This window comes from Hoeflea ulvae (assembly GCF_026619435.1).
In the GTDB taxonomy this organism is placed as follows: Bacteria; Pseudomonadota; Alphaproteobacteria; order Rhizobiales; family Rhizobiaceae; genus Hoeflea; species Hoeflea ulvae.
Map to the genome: position 1 here is coordinate 4807020 of NZ_JAOVZQ010000001.1, position 19743 is coordinate 4826762.

Consider the following 19743-nt stretch of genomic DNA (forward strand, 5'->3'; position numbering starts at 1 on the left):
CGGGCTCCTCAGGCAGCAAGCTGGAATTTGAAGGACGAGGAAATGCCGCCATCGACATGGATGACCTGGCCGGTGACGAAGCTCGATGCGCTCGATGCCAGATAGATCAATGTTCCGACCAATTCGTCCGGGTTGCCCCAGCGCTCCATCGGCGTCACGCCGGAGACCGCTTCCGTGTAGCCTTCGCGGCCGGTGACGGCGGCATTGATGTCGGTGACAAAATATCCCGGAGCAATCACATTGGCGGTGATGTTCTCGCGGCCAAGTTCAGCGGCCAACGACCGGGTCAGGCCGACAATTGCCGACTTGCTGGCGCAATAGGCATGAAGCTTGGCCCGGCCGACGGTGGACAGAACCGAGCCGATATTGATGATCCGGCCGCCTTCGCCCCCCTTGCGCATCAGGGCGGCGCATTCCTGCGCCATCACGAAGCTCGCCTTCACATTGGTGTCCATCGTGCGATCGAAATCCTCCAGATCGCTGTCGAGAACCGGCTGCCAGTTGATGATTCCGGCGTTGTTGACGCAGATGTCGACGCGGCCCAGCGTATCGGCGAGCGACCGGATATTCGTGCGGATGGAATCCTCGTCGGCCAGATCTATCGGCAGAACGGTTGACGTCCCGCCATCGGCTGCAATCTCGACACTGAGCGACTCCAGCTTCGCCGTGTCGCGGGCAATCAGCACCACATGCGCGCCTGCAGCAGCCAGTCCCCTGGCCATGGTGCGCCCCAATCCGCGGCTGGCGCCGGTGATCACGGCCACCTTGCCCTTTAGCGAGAACATTTCCAGCATTGTAATCCTCCTCCGCCCGCCGAAGCGGTCGTGCCCGTTGAACTTAAATCTGACCGTAGAGTTGCCGCAGCCGAACCTTGTCGACCTTGCCGCTTGGGAGCTTGACGATCTCATCGACAAATGTGACGTGACGCGGCTTCTTGTAGCTGGCGATCCTGGTCTTGCAGTAGTCGATCAGGTCCTCGGCAGTGATCTGTGCACCCGGTTTGAGCACCACGATCGCCATCACCGCCTCGCCCCACTTGTCGTCGCGAACGCCGATCACCGCAGCTTCGGAAACCAGATCGTTGTGGACCACCGCTTCCTCGACTTCGCGCGAATAGATGTTCTCGCCGCCAGAAATGATCATGTCCTTCTTGCGGTCCACCAGGTAGAGAAAGCCCTCGTGGTCGACCTTGCCGACATCGCCGGTATGCACCCAGCCGTCACGCAGCGTATCGATGGTGGCGGCTGTATTGTTCCAGTAGCCCTTCATGACTGCCGGGCTGGTCAACAGGATCTCGCCCACCTCACCCGGCGGCAGATCGATGCCGGCATCGTCGACAATGCGCAATCCAACGCGCGGTGACGCCTGGCCGACCGATGTCAGGATTTCCAGATCGCGCGCATTGCCATCGGGCTTGTGCTGATGCGCCAGCAATGTGGTCCCGAGCCCTTCGGTCTGGCCGAACTGTTGCTGGAACACCGGGCCGAACACTTTCAACCCGTGCTTGAGCACCGGCAACGGCATCGGCGCCGCCGCATAGACGATCATGCGCAGGCTCGATGTATCGGTGGCGCCTGCGCGCGGAGATTCGAGCAACATCTGAATCATGGTCGGCGCCATGTGCGTGACCGTGATCTTCTCGTCTTCAATGGCGTCGAGAATGGCGTCACGATCAAAACCGGGCAACAGCACGACAGTGCCGGCGCGCCAGTGCTGTGACAGCTGGATGACCTTGGCGCCGATATGAAACAGCGGCATCATGATCAAAATACGGTCATCGGCGGACATGCGCTGATCGGAGCCGAGGATCTCGGCAGCCGCGCATTGGCCGGCATGGGTCAGCATCACGCCCTTCGGACGTCCGGTCGTGCCACTTGTGTAGATCAGATAGGCGACATCATCGGGTCTGGGACGAAGAGTCAATTCCGCGGGATCGCCGCTTGCGAGCACCTCCTCGAAATCCGCCGCGCCTTCGGTTTTACCACCGATGCAGACATAATGCTCCACGCTGGTCAGCTGATCCTTCATCGCCGCGACGGTTTCCGCATAGGCCGCTTCGAACACCAGGACCTTCGCTCCGCCATCATTGATGATGTAGACCATCTCCGGAATCGCCAGGCGCCAGTTGACCGTCGCGGTGATGAAACCGGCCATTTCGCAGGAACCGTAGACTTCCTGGAACTCCAGGCGGTTCTGGCTGAGAATGCCGACACGATCCTGCCGCTTCAGCCCCAGCCGCTGCCAGGCGCTGGCGAGCCGGGCCGCACGTGTGCGGAATTCGGCATGGGTGACGCGCTGCTCACCGAACACGAAGGCCGTGTGATCGGGAAATTTCAGCGCATTGTTGTCAAGCATGTCTGCAAGGGTCTGCGGAATGTTCATCTGTCTGGTATCCAGCGGCTATTCGGTTTCGGGATCGAAAAGCGGTTTGCGCTTGTCCCGGAAGGCGGCAAGGCCTTCCTGGAAATCGTCGGTGCTGAAGCACAGGGGTTGCGCCATCGCCTCGAATTCCAGCACGGCCATCGGATCGTCTGAATGTTCAAGCATCCGCTTGGTCAGCGCCATGGCGTGCGCGGGAAACGCAGCCAGTTGCTTTGCCCGTTCCATCGCCTTGGCCTCAACCTCATCATCGGCGACGACCTCGTCGGCAATGCCTTCGCGCAAGGCATCCGCGCTGGCAAAGCTGCGTGCATACAGCAGCGCCTGCCTGGCCCGGGCAAAGCCCATACGCTTGGGCAAGGTGTAGGCAATGGCAAAATCCGGCACCAGGCCGACCCGGAAGAACGGAAAGCCGATGCTGCCTGATTCGCCCATGACGATGGTGTCGCAGATCAAAGCCAGCCCTGCTCCGGCGCCAACGGCATGACCCTTGACTTCGGCAATGATCGGCTTGTCATTGGCCAGCAGCAGCCGCGCCAGACGATGGGCGGAGACAATGCGCTGGCGGCCAACCTTGGGGTCGGACAGCGTGTCCATCTTTGAAAGGTCACCGCCGACTGAAAAATCCTTCAGTGCTGATGCAATCATCAGCACCCGGGTCTTCGGGTCGGGCAACAGTTCTTCAAGAACGCTCAGAAGTTCGCCACGCAAGGCCTCACCCATTGCATTGCGGGCCTCGGCGTGATTCATCACGAGCCGGACAATGCCCCGCGCATGGCGCTCCACCTGAATATACTGCATACCGTCCTCCCCAGACGCTCGACTGATCGCCGCAAGGCTACACCAAAGAAAAACCTAACACCAGTTAGAAAATGTGAATAATCGACCAGCTGTTAGAAAATGGCCTGGCGCTGATTGTCATATTTCGATGCGAAAGATATAAGCGTTTTAAAGGACGCCTTTCATGACAAAAAAGCCAACCAAGTCAGAAGTGTCACAAAAACGGGTGCTCGATGCTGCGGCAAAGATCTTCCGGGACAATGGTTATGCTGGAACCACCATGCGCGCCATTGCAGACGAGGCTGACTTGAAGGCCGGCAGCATCTATTACCACTATAAGTCCAAGGATGAACTGATCAGCGCCGTGCTCGATCTGGGTATTCATGCGGTCTCGGACTCGGTGAAAAGTGCGCTCGACGCCCTTCCCGAAACAGCCACCGGACGCCAGAGGATTGAAACCGCCGTTTATGCCCACCTGTCGGCCATCATCGAATATGGCGACTACACGCTGGCCACACGGCGGGTGTTCGGCCAGGTGCCCGAGAGTATCCGGCTCAAGAACATGCGTCTGCGCGATCTCTATGGCACCATGTGGCAGGAGATCCTGATGGGGGCCAAGGAGCGGGGCGAATTTCGCCCGAATGCCAACATCACCCTTGCCCGGCTGTTCATTCTCGGCGCGCTCAACTGGACGGTGGAATGGTTCAAACCGGGCGGCCGCAGCATCGACGAGGTGGCGCGGGAATTCAGTTCTGTCGTGGTCGAGGGTCTGATGCGGCATGAGCCGGGCCCCAGCGACACCTGACCCGCCGGCAGGAGGCCTGCGCCCCCTTTGCCGGCCAAGTCTCAGTCGCGGCCCAGAATATGATCCGAAATGATCCGCATCTGGATTTCCGAGGTTCCCTCGAAAATCTTGGTCAGCCTTGCGTCGCGCCAGTGCCGCTCCACAGCATTGAGCGTGGTGTAGCCGCCGCCGCCCAGGATCTGCAGCGCTTCGCTGGTCACCCGCTCCGACATCTCGCTGGCAAACAGCTTGACCATCGAGGCTTCCTTGTCACAGCGCACGCCCTGGTCGATCTTTTCGCACACCGAATACATCAGCGACCGCGCGGCCTCGATCTCGGTGGCCATGGTGGCAATCTTGAAGCGGATCGCCTGAAACGACGAGATCGACGCGCCGAACTGCCGCCGCTGCTTGGAATATTCGATGGCGTCATCGAGACCTGCCTGCGCCAGACCGATGGAGCGGGCCGCGGTATGCGCCCGCGCCGTCTCCAGTCCTGCCGTCGCCAGGTAGAACGCCTTGCCTTCTTCACCGACCATTTTGTCCGCAGACACCCGGCATTTGTCGAAGGCCAGCTCCCAGGTGGTCCAGCCGTGATAGCCGATCTTGGGAATGGTATTGCCCGACACGCCCTCCGGCAGTTCCCCGCGGGGTTTTTCGACCATGAAGGCCGAAATGCCGCGGTGGCGCGCCTTGGGGTCGATTGTTTCTCCGGTGCGGGCAAAGACCAGAATGAAATCGGCGCCATCGGCAAAGGTGCACCAGTATTTGTTGCCGGTGATCTCCCACTCGTCGCCGACCCGCTTGGCCCGGCAGGAAATATTGGCCACGTCGGACCCCGCATCCGGTTCCGACAGCGAGAAGGCGCCGAGGAACTCGCCGCGGGCCATCTTCGGCAGATAATGCGCCTGCTGGTCCGGCGTCATGTATTTGAGCGACCCGATCAGCGCATTGCCGCGGGCGATCAGGCTGGCGACACTCATCCAGCCGCGCGCCAGTTCCTCGGCAACCAGGCAATATTCGAAGGCGCCGAGACCAAGCCCGCCATATTCTTCCGGGATCAGGATCCCGAAATAGCCGAGCTCGGCCATCTGGTCGATTATTTCGCGGGGAATGTCGCCCTTGACCGGGTCCAGCCTGTTGGCGGCCGGCAGCACCACGTTTCGGGTGAAATCGCGCGCCGATTCCTGGATCATGCGGTGTTCGTCGGTCAGTTCAGGCATAGGCAGACTCCTCCGGGGGCAACTGGCCCTGGCCGAGCGAACGACCGCCGTCGACAATCATGACCTGCCCCGTAATGTAGATGTTATCCGGTGAGGCCAGGAAGGACACCGCCCGGGCGATATCCTCCGGCTGACCGATCCGGCCCAGCAATTGAAGCCCGAGCATGGCCTGCTGGCGTTCCTCGCTCATGTAATGCAGCATGTCGGTATCGACCACGCCTGGCGCAATTGCGTTGACACGGATGTCGCGTGGCGAAAGATCGATCGCCATGGACCGTGTCAGACCGACCACCGCGGTCTTGGAGGCGGCGTAATGCGCCATCTGCGGTGCGCCGGCAAAGGACCGGGACGCGATGTTGATGATGCGACCGCCATTGCGCATGCGCCGCGCACCTTCCTGGGCCACGACAAAGGTTCCCACGACATTGACGTCGAAAGCTTCGCGGAAATGATCCTCGGTCAGGTCTTCAAACCGGTGCGTGCTGGTGATGGCGGCATTGTTGACGATCACATCCAGTGGCGCGGCGCGGTCCATCAGCGCGCCAAGCGCGGCACGGTCGCGGATATCGGCAACGTCGGTGACGATGTCGGCTCCCTCCGCCCGAAGTTTCTCGCCGAGCTCGTGAATGCTGTCCAGCCGGTCGATCGCCACCACTTTGTAACCATCAGCCACCAGCCGCTCGACAATTCCGCGGCCGATGCCTTTGGCGGCACCGGTGACAAAGGCGGTTCCGGGGTGCTTGTCTGTCATTTGCTTCTCCGCGTCATGGCCAGGATTTCATCAAGCGATGCCGCTTCGTCGATACTGGTGAGGCGTTGCAGCAGCTGCCGTGTCTCTCCACCGAGAATGGGCTCGACCAGCGCGATGAACTTGTCTTCCAGCTTGCCCTGCTGACGCGCCAGATCGCTGTCGGGAACTCCGGCATCATGATTGGCCGAATAGATGACCCCATCGATGGTTTCGACCGTGATCTCCGCCTTTGCCTCGGGAAAGGTCTCGTCGAAGACGATCATTGCCATGTCTCTCAACCGGACCAGTTCGGGATCCTGCGTCGCGGCATCGGTGTAGCTGGCAATGGCAGACGTGTTGCGTCCGGCCAGTGCCATCGCAACGGTCAGGCGCAGGCTGAACTTTGCCTCGAGCCCGGTCGCCGGTGCGGCCAGATTACAGACCCTGTCGGTCACCGGCGCCACACGGATGGTGATCCTCGCGATCGCATTGGTCGACACGTCGTGCTGGGTGCGCAGCTTGATCCCGGCCTCGATTGCTCCATGGGTCAGGTAGCAGGAGGCGTGGTATTTGAAGAGATTGCGGCGGATGTGGAAGTCGAGCGGTTCGGCCCGCATCGCCTCCTCCGGATTGAAATCCACGCTCTGTGTCGCCGCCAGTCCCTGGGCGCATTCGAGCGCGTCCTGTCGACTGGTGAAGCCGCGCGCAGCAAGCCGCGCCGCCGAAAGCCCGTTCTGGGCGGCACGGCCGGCATGCAACGGCTTGCACATGGTGCCGAACATGGATTTCAGCCCTGACGCCAGGGTCGCAGCAACGCCGTAGGAGGTCGCCGTGGCATCCGGATCAAGCTCCAGAAGCCGCGCGCAGGCGGCAGCCGACCCGACACTTCCGACAGTCGCGGTGGCATGAAATCCGTGATTGTAATGGCTCGGGCTCATCAATTCGCCAGTGCGGCAGGCGACTTCGTAACCGGCCACAAAAGCCTCGATCAAGGCACGCGGCGATGCGCCTCTTGCTTCCGCCAATGCCAGCAGACCAGGCAGGACTGCCACGGTCGGGTGACCGAGAATGGACATGTTGACATCATCGAAATCGAGAGCGTGGGACGCCGTCCCGTTGATCAGCGCCGCATTGACCGCAGATGTCCGTTCGCCGGAACCGACCAGCGTGGCGACTGGTGTCGCGCCATCTTCCAGAACCTCTTCCCGCAGGATCGCGACAGCGGGTTCCGAGGCCCCGGCAATGGTGACGGCGAACCAGTCCAGAATGCACTGCCGTGCGACCATGACCGCCTCTTCGGGCAGATCGTCAAATCCGATGGCCGAAGCCCGTTCGGCGAGCCAGCGGGTGACTTCGGGTGGCGCGGCCTGTTCAAGCATTGTCGCTGGCCTTTGGTGCGGGCGCGCCATGGACCTCGCGCAGGATGGTCTTGTTGATCTTGCCGCTCGGCAGGCGCGGCAATTCGTCGACAAAAATTATGCTCTTGGGCTTCTTGTAGCTGGCGATCTGGGTCTTGCAGTGGGCAATCAGTTCGGCTTCTTCCACCGCCTCCGATGCGACCACGACCGCCCGCACCGTCTCGCCCCAGTATTCGTCCTTGACGCCGATGACAGCGGCATCAAGCACCGCAGGATGGGAGGCGAGAGCCTCCTCGACTTCACGCGAATAGATGTTCTCGCCGCCGGAAATGATCATGTCCTTCTTGCGGTCGACCAGGTAGAGAAAGCCCTCTTCGTCGAGATAGCCGAGATCACCGGTGCGGTACCAGCCATCGCGAAGGGCTGCGATCGTTGCCGGGCTGTTGTTCCAGTAGCCCGCCATATGCGTGGTGGTCCTGGTCAGGATCTCTCCGGGCTGGTTGACCGGCAATTCGTTGCCCTCGTCATCGGCGATGCGGATATCCACATTGGGCGCCGCCTGTCCGATGGATGTCAGGCGCTTGAGATCCTGCGCCGTGCCGTCCGGCTTGTGCTGGCGCTTGTGCAGGGTCGTGCCGCCGCCCTCGGTCATGCCGTAAAGCTGCAGGAAAACAGGCCCGAGCAGTTCAAGTCCCCTGCGCAGCACCGGCCCCGGCATCGGCGCGGCCGAATAGCAAAGCGTGTGCAGCGATGACAGGTCGGTTGTCTCGATGCCCGGAACCGAAAGCACCGCCTGCACCATGGTCGGCGCCAGATGGGTCATCGTGATCCGTTCCCGCTCGATGGTCGCAACCACCTCCTCGGGCTTGAAATCATAGTGAAACACGACGGTGGCGCCGCGCAGATGCGCACCGAGCTGCAGAAACCGCGAGCCGACGTGAAACACCGGCATCATCAATTGCATCCGGTCGCTGACGATCACGCCGAGCTCTGTCGCCATCAGCTGCGCCACATTGATCTCGGCCCGGTGGGTCCGCATCACGCCCTTGGGGCGGCCGGTGGTGCCGCTGGTGTAGATCAGGTGCATGATGTCATCGGGCATCGGCCGCGACGGCGCCCCGGACGGATCTCCCGATGCGAGGAAATCCTCGTAGGACAGGGCCCAGTCGGGGGCCTCGGCACCGAAACAGACATAGGTTTCGATATGCGGCTGGTCGTGGCGCAATTGCTCGACCGTTTCCGTATAGCGTCCCTCGAAAAACAGCACGCGCGGTGTGGAATCCTTGAGGATATAGGCCATCTCCGGCGGGGCCAGCCGGAAGTTCACCGTGGTAACGATGTAGCCAGCCAGCTCGCCGGCACTGTAGATCTCCATGAACTCGCGCGTGTTCTGCGAAAGCACCGAAATCCGGTCCTGCCTGCGAACACCGAGATTGTAGACCGCCGAAGCCAGTTGCTGGGCACGGTCGTGATGCTGGCGGAAACTGATGCGGTCTTCGCCGATCACCCAGGCCAGTTCATCGGGGAATTTATATGCATTGTTGCGCAGGATATCGCCAAGTGTGTCGATCATGCAGTTTCCTCCCCTTATAACCGCCGGCCTCAGGACTTCGGCAGCCCCATCCGGTTGGCGATGTTGTTTTTCTGGATGGCCGTCGAGCCGCCGATGATCGGCATCAGCAGCATGTCGCGGACATAGCGTTCCATGTCGAAGCCCTTGGCATAGCCATAGGCGCCCATGATCTTCTGGCAGGTCAGCACGATTTCGAGACCGAGCTCACAGACATACATCTTGGCCATCGAGGTCTCGGCGCTGCAGGGCAGATTGTTGTCGGCCAGCCAGCAGCCGCGATAGAGCATCAGCCGCGCCGCCGCGAGCTTGGTCTGGACATCCGCCAGCATGTGACGGATCGACTGCACGGAACAGATCCGGCTGCCGAACTGCTTGCGCTGCTGCGAATATTCCCAGGCATCGTCGACCGCCTGGGCCGCGATTCCCAGCGCCATGGCTGCAACCTCGAGCTTCTCGACTTCGAGCGCCGGACCGGCAAGCCGGGTCCAGCCATTGTTCCAGCCGTCCTCGCCGCCGACCACGTCGTCGATGGAAATCTCGACATCGACCAGCGAGACATCATTGGTGTTGAGGCCACGCGCACCCATGGCCGGAATGTGTGTGAGTTCGATGCCCTTGGCATTTGTCGGAAGGAGCACCAGCGACAGGTTCTTGTAACGCGCATCCGGCTCACCGCTGCGCACCAGCGCATAGATGTAGTCGGCGATCTCTGCGCCCGAACACCAGCGCTTCGTGCCGTTGATGATCACCTTGTCGCCGTGACGTTCGGCGCGCGTGCGCACGCTGGCAAGGTCCGAACCGACATCGGGTTCGGACAACCCATAGGCAAACAGCAACTGGCCGTCGGCCAGTTGCGGCAACAGCCTTTGCTTCTGCTCTTCGCTGCCGGAGGCAAGAATGTTCATGCTGCCATAGCAGGAATTCATCAGATAGAGCGTGGCGATCACCATCGAACGGCGCGACAGCTCCTCGACCGCAACCATGGTGCCGAGCACGTCGCGACCGGTGCCACCAAATGATTCCGGCACGGTCATGCCGCAGATGCCGAGTTCGCGGATATGCTCCATCAGGGCGCGAGGAACCTTGTCCTCCTCGTCCCATTTCGCCATCTGCTCGCGCGTGGCATGGCGGTCGAGCATTCGCCGAATGCTCTCTCGCAACATGCCGATATGTTCGGGTTCGCCGAAATCCATTCTCTTCTCCAAAACGACCGGGGCAGGCTGTGCAGACGTGGCGGATCAGAGTCCGGTGAATTTCGGCTTGCGCTTCTCGCTGAAGGCGTTGATCGCTTCCAGGTGATCCTGGCTGCGATTGGTCAGCGCTTCATAGGCCATGCAGGTGTCCATCATGGTATGGGCCAGCTGCTTGAGGCCGATATTGATGGCGGTCTTGGTGTATTTGATCGACTTCATTGCGCCATTGCCGAGTTTCTTGGCCATGGCATCAACCTTGGCGTCAAGCTCGTCTGCCGGCACCGAATAGTTGATCATGCCCATGGCCTGAGCGTCAGGCGCAGTGATCAGGTCACCGGTCATCAGATATTCCTTGGCCTTGGCATAACCGATCGCCTGCGGCCAGATCACGGCGCCGCCGTCTCCGGCTGCCAGCCCGACGCGCACATGCGGATCGCCGATGCGGGCATGGTCTGCAGCGATGATGATATCGCAGAACAGGGCCATCGTCGCACCCAGCCCGACCGCGTCGCCATTCATCTTGCAGATGATCACCTTGTCGCAATCGAGAATGCCGAACACGACGCGCTTGGCCTCGTTGATCGAGCGATCGAACATCTCGGTGTCTTCATACATTTCGCGCATGCCGACAATGTCGCCGCCGGCCGAGAACGCCTTGCCGGCGCCGGTGAAGATGACCACGTCGATGGAATGATCGAGCGACAGATCGTAGAAGACCCGCGATGATTCCTCGTGCATCTCGGCGGTCATCGCATTGAGCTGATCCGGCCGGTTCATGGTCACGGTCATCGTGCGGCCATCCTGCTCGAACAGGAAATATTTGTAGCTCGAATAGTCTACGATCATGGGAAATCCTCCGGGATGGAATGACGGGCGATGAAGAGCGCCCTTATTTTTCTAACGATAGTTCGAAAATAGACCCAGTTCAAGCGCCAATTCGGCTCAGCGGCACAAGAAGTGCGTCAAGCGCCACCACGCCCTGGCCGGCAGGTAAGGCAATGACCGGGTTGAGATCTATGGTTTCGATATTGTCGCGATGAGCCGCGGCGAAGGCGGAGATCCTGACCAGGACGTCAGCCAGCGCATCGACATCGGATGGCGGTGCGCCGCGAACGCCGGACAACAGGGCACGGCCACGTATCTGGTCGATCATCGACAGGGCCTCCGCCTTGTCGAACGGCACATGCCTGAATGCAACGTCCTTGAGCACCTCCACATGAACACCGCCCAGGCCGAACATGACCACCGGACCGAACACCGGATCGCGGCTGACTCCGATGATGGTCTCGACACCCTTTTTGGCCATCGGCGCCACGAGAACACCCTCGATCAGCGCATCCGGGCAATGCTCCGCTGCCCGCGCGATCAGCGTGTCATAGCTTGCCATCACCTCGGCCCGGTCACCCGGCCCGACCAGCACACCACCGATCTCGGTCTTGTGTTCAATGTCCGGGGACACGATTTTCATGACCACAGGATAGCCGATGGCATCGGCGGCATCTCCGGCCGCACCGGCGGCGTTCACGAGCTTTTCGTCGAGAAACGGAATGCCCGCCTGCCCCAGGATGCGCTTGGCTTCATATTCGGAAACCTGCCCGGTCGCCAGCGGTGCTGCGGCAGCGATATCGTCCTCAGCCTCGCTGCCGGCATTCTCGAAGGCGGTGCCGAAACGCGTCAGCGCCGAAAGCGCCAGCACGGCGCGGTCGGCATCCTCGAAAACCAGGAACCCGTTCTTCTCGTAGGAACGCACCGTTTCCTCGTCCGTCACCATTTCCATGGCCACCAACCGGTCCGGAAAGGCGGCGCAGCCATCGGTGATGGCCTGGCGCAGGGGAGCCGACAGCGTCCGTGTGCTGGGCACGGTGGAAAAGAAGCCGATCAAGGCGTCATAACCACCCTGCTCAAGCATGATGTGGATGTTCTTCGACAGCAGGCTCATGTCATTGAGCGCCTGCGCCGTCGTGTCGACCGGATTTTCCACCGAGGCGAAGGGCAGCAGCTCCTTCAGTTGCTTCTGGGCCGCTTCCGGCATCGGCGCAACATCGAGGCCATACCGCTCCGCCGAATCCGAAATCAGCACCCCGGCGCCACCCGACAACGTCACCACGCCAAGCTTGTTGCCCTGGGGAAAAATGCCGCGGGTGCAGGCATAGGCGACATCGAGCTGTTCTTCGGTGGTGGCGGCACGATGCACGCCATATTGCCTAAACAGCGCATCATAGACCTCGTCGGATCCGGCAAGCGAGGCGGTGTGCGAACTCGCAGCCTTGGCGCCGACTTCCGAGCGCCCGACTTTCATCATCACCACCGGCTTGCGGTTCCTGCGCGCCAGTGCCAGCGCGGCGCGGAACCGCGGCCCGTTGCGAACACCTTCGACATAGGCCATGATGACCTTGATGTCTGACTGTCCGGCCATCCAGTACAGGCATTCCGCCACGTCGACATCGGCCTCGTTGCCCGTGGTGATCCAGTAGCTCACGCCAATGCCGCGCTTGCGGGCGAGATAGGCGATGTGGGAGCCGTAGGCCCCGCTCTGGCTGACAATGCCGACAGGACCGGGCGAGGGAATCTCGCGATCCAGCGACTGGGTGAAGGTGCCGAAATAGCCGATATTCGAATTGAACATGCCGAGACAATTGGGGCCCAGCAGGCGCAGCCCGCCGGCCTTGGCCGTTGCGGCGATCCGGTCCTGCACCAGCAGACCGTCATCGCCACTTTCGGCATAGCCTGCCGAAAAAATCACTGCGGCACGAACACCCTTTTCGATGCATTCGACCACCGCCTGTTCGGTCAGCGCCGCAGGAACGGCCAGAAGAGCCACGTCGGGAACCTCCGGCACATCAGCGAGCGAGGCATAGGCCTTGACCCCCTGCACGGTCTCGCGATTGGGATTGACCGGATAGAGCCCGCCCTTGAAGCCGCCCTCCAGCAGATAGCGCAGCGGCCGGCCGGAAATGCGATTGGGATCGTTCGAGGCACCCAGGATGGCAATCGAGCGTGGCCGGAACAGATGATCGAGATCGGTGGCGGGCGAGACGTGATTCATGTCGTGTTCCTGTTCTGCCAAGTCAGAAATTGACTCCGGAAGCCAGCAGCTCCCGTGCAATCGTGCGGCGTTGTATTTCACTGGTTCCGTCGGGAATCCGCATCGAGCGGGTGAACCGGTAGCCTTCCTCGAGCCGCAGCTCGTTGGTCAGACCCATGCCGCCATGCACCTGGATGCAGCGGTCGAACACCCGGTTTGCCGCCTCGGTGCAATGCAGCTTGACCATCGAGGTCTCGGCGATCGAACGAACCCCGCTTTCGAGTTTTGTCGCGCAGTCGAGCAGCATGGTTTCGGCCGAATAGATATCGAGAGCGCTTTCAGCCAGCAGGATCTGCACCGCCTGGTGCTCGGCGATCGGCTTGCCGAAGGTCTTGCGCACCTTGGCGTAATCCAGCGCCTGGTTGAGCGCCCACCGCGCCAGCCCGATGCAGGTTGCCGACAGTCCAAGCCGGCCGGTGTTGACGCCGTTCATCGCCACTTTCAGCCCCTGCCCCGGCTCGCCGAGCCGCTGGACATCGGGCACCCGTACGCCGTCAAAACTGAGAATGCCGATTTCCGCGCCCAGATGCCCCATCACCGGAATGGTCGAAACCACCGAGAATCCGGCAGAGGCGGTCTCTACGAAGAAACCAGTGATCCCGCCCTTGCGCTGGGTTGCGAGGTCCGGATCGGTCACCGCGAACACCATCACATAGTCCGCATAAGGACCATTGGTGATCCATTGCTTGGTCCCGGTAAGGACCCAGTCATCTCCATCACGTACCGCGCGCGACTTCATCGCGAACACATCCGAGCCGGCATCGGGCTCACTCAATGCGAAGCACAGGGTCTTGTCACCGCTGGCAAGGCCCGGCAGGAACTGCTGCCGCTGATCCTCGCCGAGCGAGGTCAGCACCGGCGACAGACCGTTGGTAAAGGGCGAAGGCACGATCACGGGGTGAACCAGAACCCGTCCCGGTCCCGCAACTTCCGCCAGCAGCGCATTCAGATAGACGGCCGCGACCGGACCGAGTCCGCCGCCGCCTATTTCTTCAGGCCCGAACATGGTGTAAAAACCCTGCTCGGCCGAGCGCATCCGCACCGTGCGCCTGAGCGCCGCAACCTCCTCGACGAAGTATCCGTTCTCATCATAGATCGTCCGTTCGCTGGCCAGGAGCTGCCGATTGGCGTCTTCCAGCGGTGCGACTTCGCGTTCGAGGAAACGGATCAGGCTGTCACCGATGGCGATGACGTCATCTCCGACATGGGTTCTGTTCATATCACGCCCCGACCACCGTGAATTTCGGCAAGGTGACCTCCTCGGTGACATCATCGAAGCTGACCGCCACCCGGTCGCCGATCCGGACCGCTTCGACATCGGGCACAACGAGATTGGTCAGCATGCGCGGACCTTCGTCAAGCTGGATCATGGCGATGATATACGGAACATCGGCGGCAAACACCGGCCCCGCCGGCTTGCGGGCGATGGTGTAGGAATAGACCTCGCCCTGGCCGCTCACATCGGTCCATTGCAGATCATCGGAATGGCAATGCGGGCACAGCTCGCGCGGATAGAAGTGATGCTTGCCGCAGGCATTGCACTGCGGGATCGAGAGCCGGTGCTCCCTCGCCGCATCCCAGAACGGCCGGGTGCCGGGATCGATGATCGGAAGCGGCTTGTCATAGGTGGTGCTGGTCATCGGCTGGTCCTCAATGATTGGCAAGAATGACGGTGCCGCCACTCGAAAGGGTTCCGCCGGTGCCGTGCACCAGCGCGGTGCGGACATTGTCGACCTGGCGCTCGCCGGCTTCGCCGCGCAACTGCCGGACCGCTTCGACGAGAAGGAAAATGCCGTACATGCCGGGGTGGCAATAGGACAGCCCGCCGCCATTGGTGTTGAGCGGAAATGCCCCGCCAGGTGCTGTCCGCTGGCCGGAGACAAAGGCGCCGCCCTCTCCCGGCTTGCAGAAACCGAGCGCCTCAAGCGTCATCAGAACGGTGATGGTGAAGCTGTCATAGCATTCGACGAGATCGATCGAATCGGGGCTGACTCCGGCCATTTCGAAGGCTGTCTTGCTCGACATTTCCGCCGCTGTCAGCCTGGCCAGATCCGGCATCGCGCCGATACTCCAATGGGTATGGGCCTCTCCGAAGCCGCGCACGTGAACGGCCTTGGCGCCATGCGCCTTGGCATTGTCGGCGCTGGTCATGACAATCGCGCCTGCGCCGTCGGTGACCAGGCAGCAGTCAAGCAGCTTCAGCGGATCCGAAATCGGCATCGATTCCATCACATCGTCGATGCTGATCAGGTCCCGCTTGGTGGCCGCCGGGTTGAGGCTCGCCCATTTGCGCGTTGCCACGGCGATTTCGGCCAGCTGTTCCTCGGTGGTGCCGAACTCGTACATGTGACGCTTTGCGGCAAGCGCGTAGCCGCCGACAGGCTGCGGTATGCCCCAGACATTCTCGAACTGCATGGTCAGCACGCTCGGACGTCCGCCAAGCGTGCGGCTGCGCTCGCTGCGCTGGGTGCTGCCATAGACGATCAGCGCCACGTCGCAATAGCCCCGCTCGATCGCCATGGCTGCATGCGCCACATGCGCCTCGAAGGCGGATCCGCCGATATTGGTGGTGTCGGCAAAGCGTGGAAAGATGCCGAGATATTCGCCCAGCGTGACACTTGGCAAAAGCCCCGGTCCGGGAACGCCCCACAGGCCCGCGACCAGCAGACCGTCGACATCGGACATGCTGATGCCGGCATCCTTGAGCGCCGCATTGGCCGCGCGCGCCTGGACCTGCAACACTGATCCGCCGCCAACGACCTTGCCGTCCGACAGGGGCACGTCGCCCACGCCCACGATTACTGCTTCTCTAGCCATTGCTCAGCTTACCTTTTCATTTTCGACAGGCTGGTAGACGGTCCCAGCCAGAATTTTGCGCTCGCCGCAGCGGCACACGAGGGTGCATCGCGCAGCAAGCCTGCCGTTACGCGTGACCAGATCCTCGACGGTGCCGCTCATTTCGATGTGATCGTCGGCGAAAACCGGCCCGACAAAGGCGACCTCGATCTCGCCTGTTTCATCGAACCCGCCAACGCTCCAGTCGTTGAGCATCTGGGCCGCATAGGCCAGCGTCATCAGGCCATGGGCGATGGTGCGGCCGAAGGGTCCCTTGCCGGCATAGTCGGGATCGACATGGATCGGATTGAAATCACCCGATGCCCTGGCATAGGCATCGATCACGGACTGGGTGACGTGCCGTTCGAACACCGGCAGGACAAAGCCGGGCCGGAAACAGGGCATCACCCCGGTTTGGTTCATCTTGCCCGACATCACAGATCCTGCCCCCAGATCGAGGTAATCACGCCGCTGGCAACGAGGTCGCCGTCGCGTCCGCGCGCCTCGAACTCGGAAACGGCGTAGTTTCGTTCCTTGCGAACATATTTCTCGACAATGCTGGCCTGCAGCTGAAGCGCTTCGCCGACATTGACTGCCCGGTGAAAGCGGATCGATTGCTTGGCGTGAATGCCGCCCGGAGGGCTTGCGCGGGCCTTGAGAAGATCGATCAGATAGACCGACGCGATCATCGAAGGCGCCCGCTGCGTACCGTCTTCACTGGTGACGGCATACCGATCACCGGGATTGCCCGTGGCCTCGAGAAACGCTTCGACTGTCTCGCCCGTCACGGTGAAGGACAAGGGCTCGCGGGGGAACCGATCCCCCACCTCGATCTCGGAATAGCGCCGATAGGCAGTCATGATCAGACCGGGGTCCAGGAGAATACGTCGCGCGACATCTCGAGCGGAATGAACGACGTCTTCAGGGTCGGCAGCATGTGGTCGCGCAGGGTTTCCGGTGTCCAGCCTTCCGAGCGGTGAACCGACCGCAGCGGACGCGGCTGGCTCATCAGGAACACTTCATTGCCGCGCACGGCGAAGATCTGGCCATTGACGTCCCGTGAATCATCGCTGGCCAGGAACACGGCAACCGGCGCGATCTTGTCCGGGGTCAGCATCTTCAGACCCTTGAGCCGTTCTTCCTGGTCGGGCGTGTTCGGGATCGATCCCACCATGCGGCTCCAGGCAAAGGGCGAGATGCAATTGGAGCGCACATTGAAGCGCGCCATGTCGAGCGCGATCGACTTTGACAGCCCGATAATGCCCATTTTCGCCGCGGAATAATTGGCCTGCCCCGGATTGCCGACCAGACCCGAGGTCGAGGTCATGTGCACGAAGGTGCCGCTTTCCTGCTTGCGGAAATGTTCGGCGGCGGCGCGGCTGACATTGTAGCTGCCATACAGATGCACCTGCAGCACCGAGTTCCAGTCGTCATCCGACATCTTGTGAAAGATGACGTCACGCAGAATGCCGGCATTGTTGACGACGATGTCGATCTTGCCGAAGGTATCAACCGCGCGTCCGACCATGGCGCGCGCATCTTCGGCATCCGAAACGCTGCCCAGATCGGCAACAGCCTCGCCGCCCGCAGCCTTGATCTCGCTGACCACCTCGATCGCCGGGTCTTCTGCCTCGTCTTCACCCTTCAAGGAAACGCCGGGATCATTGACGACGATCTTGGCGCCGTGCGCTGCCATCATCAAAGCCATCTCACGGCCGATACCGCGTCCGGCGCCGGTGATCAGAGCTACCTTGTCTTCCAACATGCGTGTCATGGGTTTTCGCACCTTTTTACTGTCTGTCGCAATATTCTAACAATTGTTTGGTTTCTTGATAGCGAGCAGTCGCCCGACCGTCAATCTCGACGGCCAGGCGCCCTGTCCGGCGTCAGACCATCCAGCGTCCGCCGTCGACGACCACCGATTGGCCGGTCATGTAACGGGAATCGTCACTGGCCAGGAACGCCGCGGCAGCCGCAATGTCTTCGGGCTCGGCAAAGAAGCCCAGAGGGATGGAACTGCGGATCTTGTCGAGGAATTCGTCCGAGATCTGCTCCAGCACGCGGGTCTTGGTCACCCCTGGGCAGACGGCATTGACATTGACCTTGAACGGAGCCAGCTCACGTGCCAGCGAACGGGTGAAACCGATCACGCCCATTTTCGCCGCCGCATATTCGCTGATGCCGACTTCGCCCGCGAGCCCCGCATTGGACGCCACATTGACGATCTTGCCCTTGCCGGCCTCGCGCATCGCCGGCACCACCTGACGCGACGAAAGCAGCGTCGAGACCAGCGACACGTCGAGCACAAAGCGCCAGACTTCGGAACTGGACTGATAGAATTCGGACGCCCGTTCGCGAGCGCTCTGGCCGACATTGTTCATCAGCACATCGACAAATCCGGCCTCGGCGTAGATCCGCTTGAACGCAGCGACAACCACATCCTCATCGGTACAATCGGCAGTGATTGTCAGCACCTCTGCGCCCATGGCACGCGCCTTTTCGGCGGTCACTGCCAAGCCCTCATCCTCGCGATCCAGAATCGCCAGATTGGCGCCCTCGCTCGCAAAACGCAGGGCGCTCGCACGCCCGATGCCATTGGCAGCACCCGTTACCACCGCAAGCTTGCCTTCCATACGACGCATGGCCGCCTCCTCCCGTTTTCCCTGATGGCACTGCCGAATATATCCGGCGTGACCATCCTTGACCGGCTGCATTATCCGGCCTTCATGAAAAAACTAACACTTGTTCGAAAACAGCACAAGCACAGATTTTTCACCAGATGCATTTTCATGCCGGCGGCGGCGTCCGCTGCTGCGCAATCGCCGGCCCCCGCCGGAATGTCGACACCGCGATGCCGACCAGAACCACGGCGACACCGCAGATCTTCTGCAGTGTCAGCGCTTCGCCCAGGAAGATCGCACCGCAGACCAGCGCGATCACCGGCACCAGGTAATTGTTGATCGAGGTGAATGACGCCCCTGCCCTCGGCACCAGGGCGAAGAGCAGCAGGCTGGCGCAAGCGGTGTTCAGCACAGCCAGCACCACCACCGCCCCCATCACCGTATGGCTGGGCAGCGCCGAGGGCACACCTTCGAAGACCAGGGCCATCAGCACAGACCAGAATGCGGCGGCGACGAGCGAGAACGCCGCCACGCGCATCGATCCGTGATGGCGCACCAGCCCCATGGCAATCAGCGAGCAAGAAAACACCACCGATGCCCCGAGCGCGCATAGCGCGCCCTTGGCGCTGTCGCCAAAGCTCAGGAAGGCCGAAGGACCAAACAGGATCCCGATTCCCGCCAGGCCTATGACAATGCCCAGAACCGCGCGGCGGGTCGGATACTCGCCATTGAGCATGGTCAGGCACATGGTGATCAACGGCACCAGCGCCATGCTGGTGGCAACCACCGAACTGTCGACATAGGAGGCCGACAGTGAGATCAGCGACAGCGGCAAGGCATTGCTCACCAGTCCGACCAGCGCAAAGGCGGCAAGGTCACGCAAAGAGAGTTTCAGGGAGCGGTGCTGCAATCCCACCAACGCCATCAGCAAGCCGGCGGCCATCACGGTCCTGACCGCGACAAGCGTGAACGGCGCGACCTCGCCCACCGCCACCTTGGTGAACAGATAGGAGGTTCCCCAGGTCAGTCCGAGGGCAAGCAGCAGGGCATATTCCGTCAGCCCGGGGGCTGTACGGGTAACTGATATTTCATTCATGGACATCGCTCGCCGGTTCGGTCTATATTTTGAACATCCGTTAGATTTTAGTGCAATGTCAAGCCGGCGGTTGCCCGGCGGCGTGA

General features: G+C 61.5%; 19 protein-coding genes. 1 reads left to right on the forward strand and 18 read right to left on the reverse strand.

Annotation, left to right across the window (positions count from 1 at the left end; all coding sequences use genetic code 11):
- Nucleotides 1-8: 8 nt before the first annotated feature.
- Genes OEG82_RS22800 through OEG82_RS22810 form a run of 3 tightly spaced genes read right to left on the reverse strand, consistent with a single transcriptional unit; the run spans nucleotide 9 to nucleotide 3180 of the window.
- On the reverse strand, nucleotides 9-794 hold the full coding sequence (locus OEG82_RS22800) for an SDR family NAD(P)-dependent oxidoreductase (protein ID WP_267614645.1): 786 nt from the start codon (nucleotides 792-794) through the stop codon (nucleotides 9-11).
- Between the two features lie 43 nt (nucleotides 795-837).
- Nucleotides 838-2382: a long-chain-fatty-acid--CoA ligase gene (locus tag OEG82_RS22805; protein ID WP_267614647.1), complete on the reverse strand. Its 1545-nt coding sequence runs from the start codon at nucleotides 2380-2382 to the stop codon at nucleotides 838-840.
- Between the two features lie 18 nt (nucleotides 2383-2400).
- On the reverse strand, nucleotides 2401-3180 hold the full coding sequence (locus OEG82_RS22810) for an enoyl-CoA hydratase/isomerase family protein (RefSeq protein ID WP_267614648.1): 780 nt from the start codon (nucleotides 3178-3180) through the stop codon (nucleotides 2401-2403).
- A gap of 163 nt (nucleotides 3181-3343) precedes the next feature.
- Between OEG82_RS22810 and OEG82_RS22815 the strand changes: the two genes are divergently transcribed.
- Nucleotides 3344-3964: a TetR/AcrR family transcriptional regulator gene (locus OEG82_RS22815; RefSeq protein WP_267614649.1), complete on the forward strand. Its 621-nt coding sequence runs from the start codon at nucleotides 3344-3346 to the stop codon at nucleotides 3962-3964.
- Between the two features lie 41 nt (nucleotides 3965-4005).
- On the opposite strand, the gene OEG82_RS22820 is transcribed toward OEG82_RS22815, so the two are convergent.
- The 15 genes from OEG82_RS22820 to OEG82_RS22890 all read right to left on the reverse strand — a co-directional run bounded on the left by OEG82_RS22820 (nucleotide 4006) and on the right by OEG82_RS22890 (nucleotide 19657).
- Nucleotides 4006-5166: an acyl-CoA dehydrogenase family protein gene (locus OEG82_RS22820; protein WP_267614650.1), complete on the reverse strand. Its 1161-nt coding sequence runs from the start codon at nucleotides 5164-5166 to the stop codon at nucleotides 4006-4008.
- Nucleotides 5159-5917 carry an SDR family NAD(P)-dependent oxidoreductase gene (locus tag OEG82_RS22825; RefSeq protein ID WP_267614651.1) on the reverse strand — a complete coding sequence of 253 codons (759 nt, stop codon included), beginning with the start codon at nucleotides 5915-5917 and terminating at the stop codon, nucleotides 5159-5161. The genes OEG82_RS22820 and OEG82_RS22825 overlap by 8 nt, the downstream gene beginning before the upstream one ends.
- A complete protein-coding gene (locus OEG82_RS22830; RefSeq protein ID WP_267614653.1) occupies nucleotides 5914-7275 on the reverse strand; it encodes an MmgE/PrpD family protein in 1362 nt (453 codons plus the stop codon). Before OEG82_RS22830 ends, OEG82_RS22825 begins: the two co-directional genes overlap by 4 nt.
- Complete coding sequence (locus OEG82_RS22835) at nucleotides 7268-8827, reverse strand: class I adenylate-forming enzyme family protein (RefSeq protein WP_267614654.1); 1560 nt, start codon at nucleotides 8825-8827, stop codon at nucleotides 7268-7270. Before OEG82_RS22835 ends, OEG82_RS22830 begins: the two co-directional genes overlap by 8 nt.
- 29 nt (nucleotides 8828-8856) lie before the next feature.
- Entirely contained in the window at nucleotides 8857-10020 is a 1164-nt protein-coding gene (locus OEG82_RS22840) for an acyl-CoA dehydrogenase family protein (protein ID WP_267614655.1), read from the reverse strand.
- A gap of 45 nt (nucleotides 10021-10065) precedes the next feature.
- Nucleotides 10066-10866 carry an enoyl-CoA hydratase/isomerase family protein gene (locus tag OEG82_RS22845; RefSeq protein ID WP_267614657.1) on the reverse strand — a complete coding sequence of 267 codons (801 nt, stop codon included), beginning with the start codon at nucleotides 10864-10866 and terminating at the stop codon, nucleotides 10066-10068.
- Between the two features lie 79 nt (nucleotides 10867-10945).
- Nucleotides 10946-13066 carry an acetate--CoA ligase family protein gene (locus OEG82_RS22850; RefSeq protein WP_267614658.1) on the reverse strand — a complete coding sequence of 707 codons (2121 nt, stop codon included), beginning with the start codon at nucleotides 13064-13066 and terminating at the stop codon, nucleotides 10946-10948.
- Between the two features lie 22 nt (nucleotides 13067-13088).
- Nucleotides 13089-14324: an acyl-CoA dehydrogenase family protein gene (locus OEG82_RS22855; RefSeq protein ID WP_267614659.1), complete on the reverse strand. Its 1236-nt coding sequence runs from the start codon at nucleotides 14322-14324 to the stop codon at nucleotides 13089-13091.
- A gap of 1 nt (nucleotide 14325) precedes the next feature.
- Nucleotides 14326-14745 carry a Zn-ribbon domain-containing OB-fold protein gene (locus tag OEG82_RS22860; RefSeq protein WP_267614660.1) on the reverse strand — a complete coding sequence of 140 codons (420 nt, stop codon included), beginning with the start codon at nucleotides 14743-14745 and terminating at the stop codon, nucleotides 14326-14328.
- Nucleotides 14746-14755: 10 nt separating this feature from the next.
- On the reverse strand, nucleotides 14756-15922 hold the full coding sequence (locus OEG82_RS22865; RefSeq protein WP_267614661.1) for an acetyl-CoA acetyltransferase: 1167 nt from the start codon (nucleotides 15920-15922) through the stop codon (nucleotides 14756-14758).
- Nucleotides 15923-15925: 3 nt separating this feature from the next.
- On the reverse strand, nucleotides 15926-16375 hold the full coding sequence (locus tag OEG82_RS22870; RefSeq protein WP_267614662.1) for a MaoC family dehydratase: 450 nt from the start codon (nucleotides 16373-16375) through the stop codon (nucleotides 15926-15928).
- On the reverse strand, nucleotides 16375-16800 hold the full coding sequence (locus tag OEG82_RS22875; protein ID WP_267614663.1) for a MaoC family dehydratase: 426 nt from the start codon (nucleotides 16798-16800) through the stop codon (nucleotides 16375-16377). The genes OEG82_RS22870 and OEG82_RS22875 overlap by 1 nt, the downstream gene beginning before the upstream one ends.
- A gap of 2 nt (nucleotides 16801-16802) precedes the next feature.
- Nucleotides 16803-17714 (reverse strand): SDR family NAD(P)-dependent oxidoreductase, encoded by a 912-nt coding sequence (locus tag OEG82_RS22880; RefSeq protein ID WP_267614664.1) that lies wholly within the window; start codon nucleotides 17712-17714, stop codon nucleotides 16803-16805.
- 112 nt (nucleotides 17715-17826) lie between these two features.
- Complete coding sequence (locus tag OEG82_RS22885) at nucleotides 17827-18582, reverse strand: SDR family NAD(P)-dependent oxidoreductase (protein WP_267614665.1); 756 nt, start codon at nucleotides 18580-18582, stop codon at nucleotides 17827-17829.
- A 145-nt stretch (nucleotides 18583-18727) separates the two neighbouring features.
- On the reverse strand, nucleotides 18728-19657 hold the full coding sequence (locus OEG82_RS22890; RefSeq protein ID WP_267614666.1) for a DMT family transporter: 930 nt from the start codon (nucleotides 19655-19657) through the stop codon (nucleotides 18728-18730).
- Nucleotides 19658-19743: the final 86 nt, after the last annotated feature.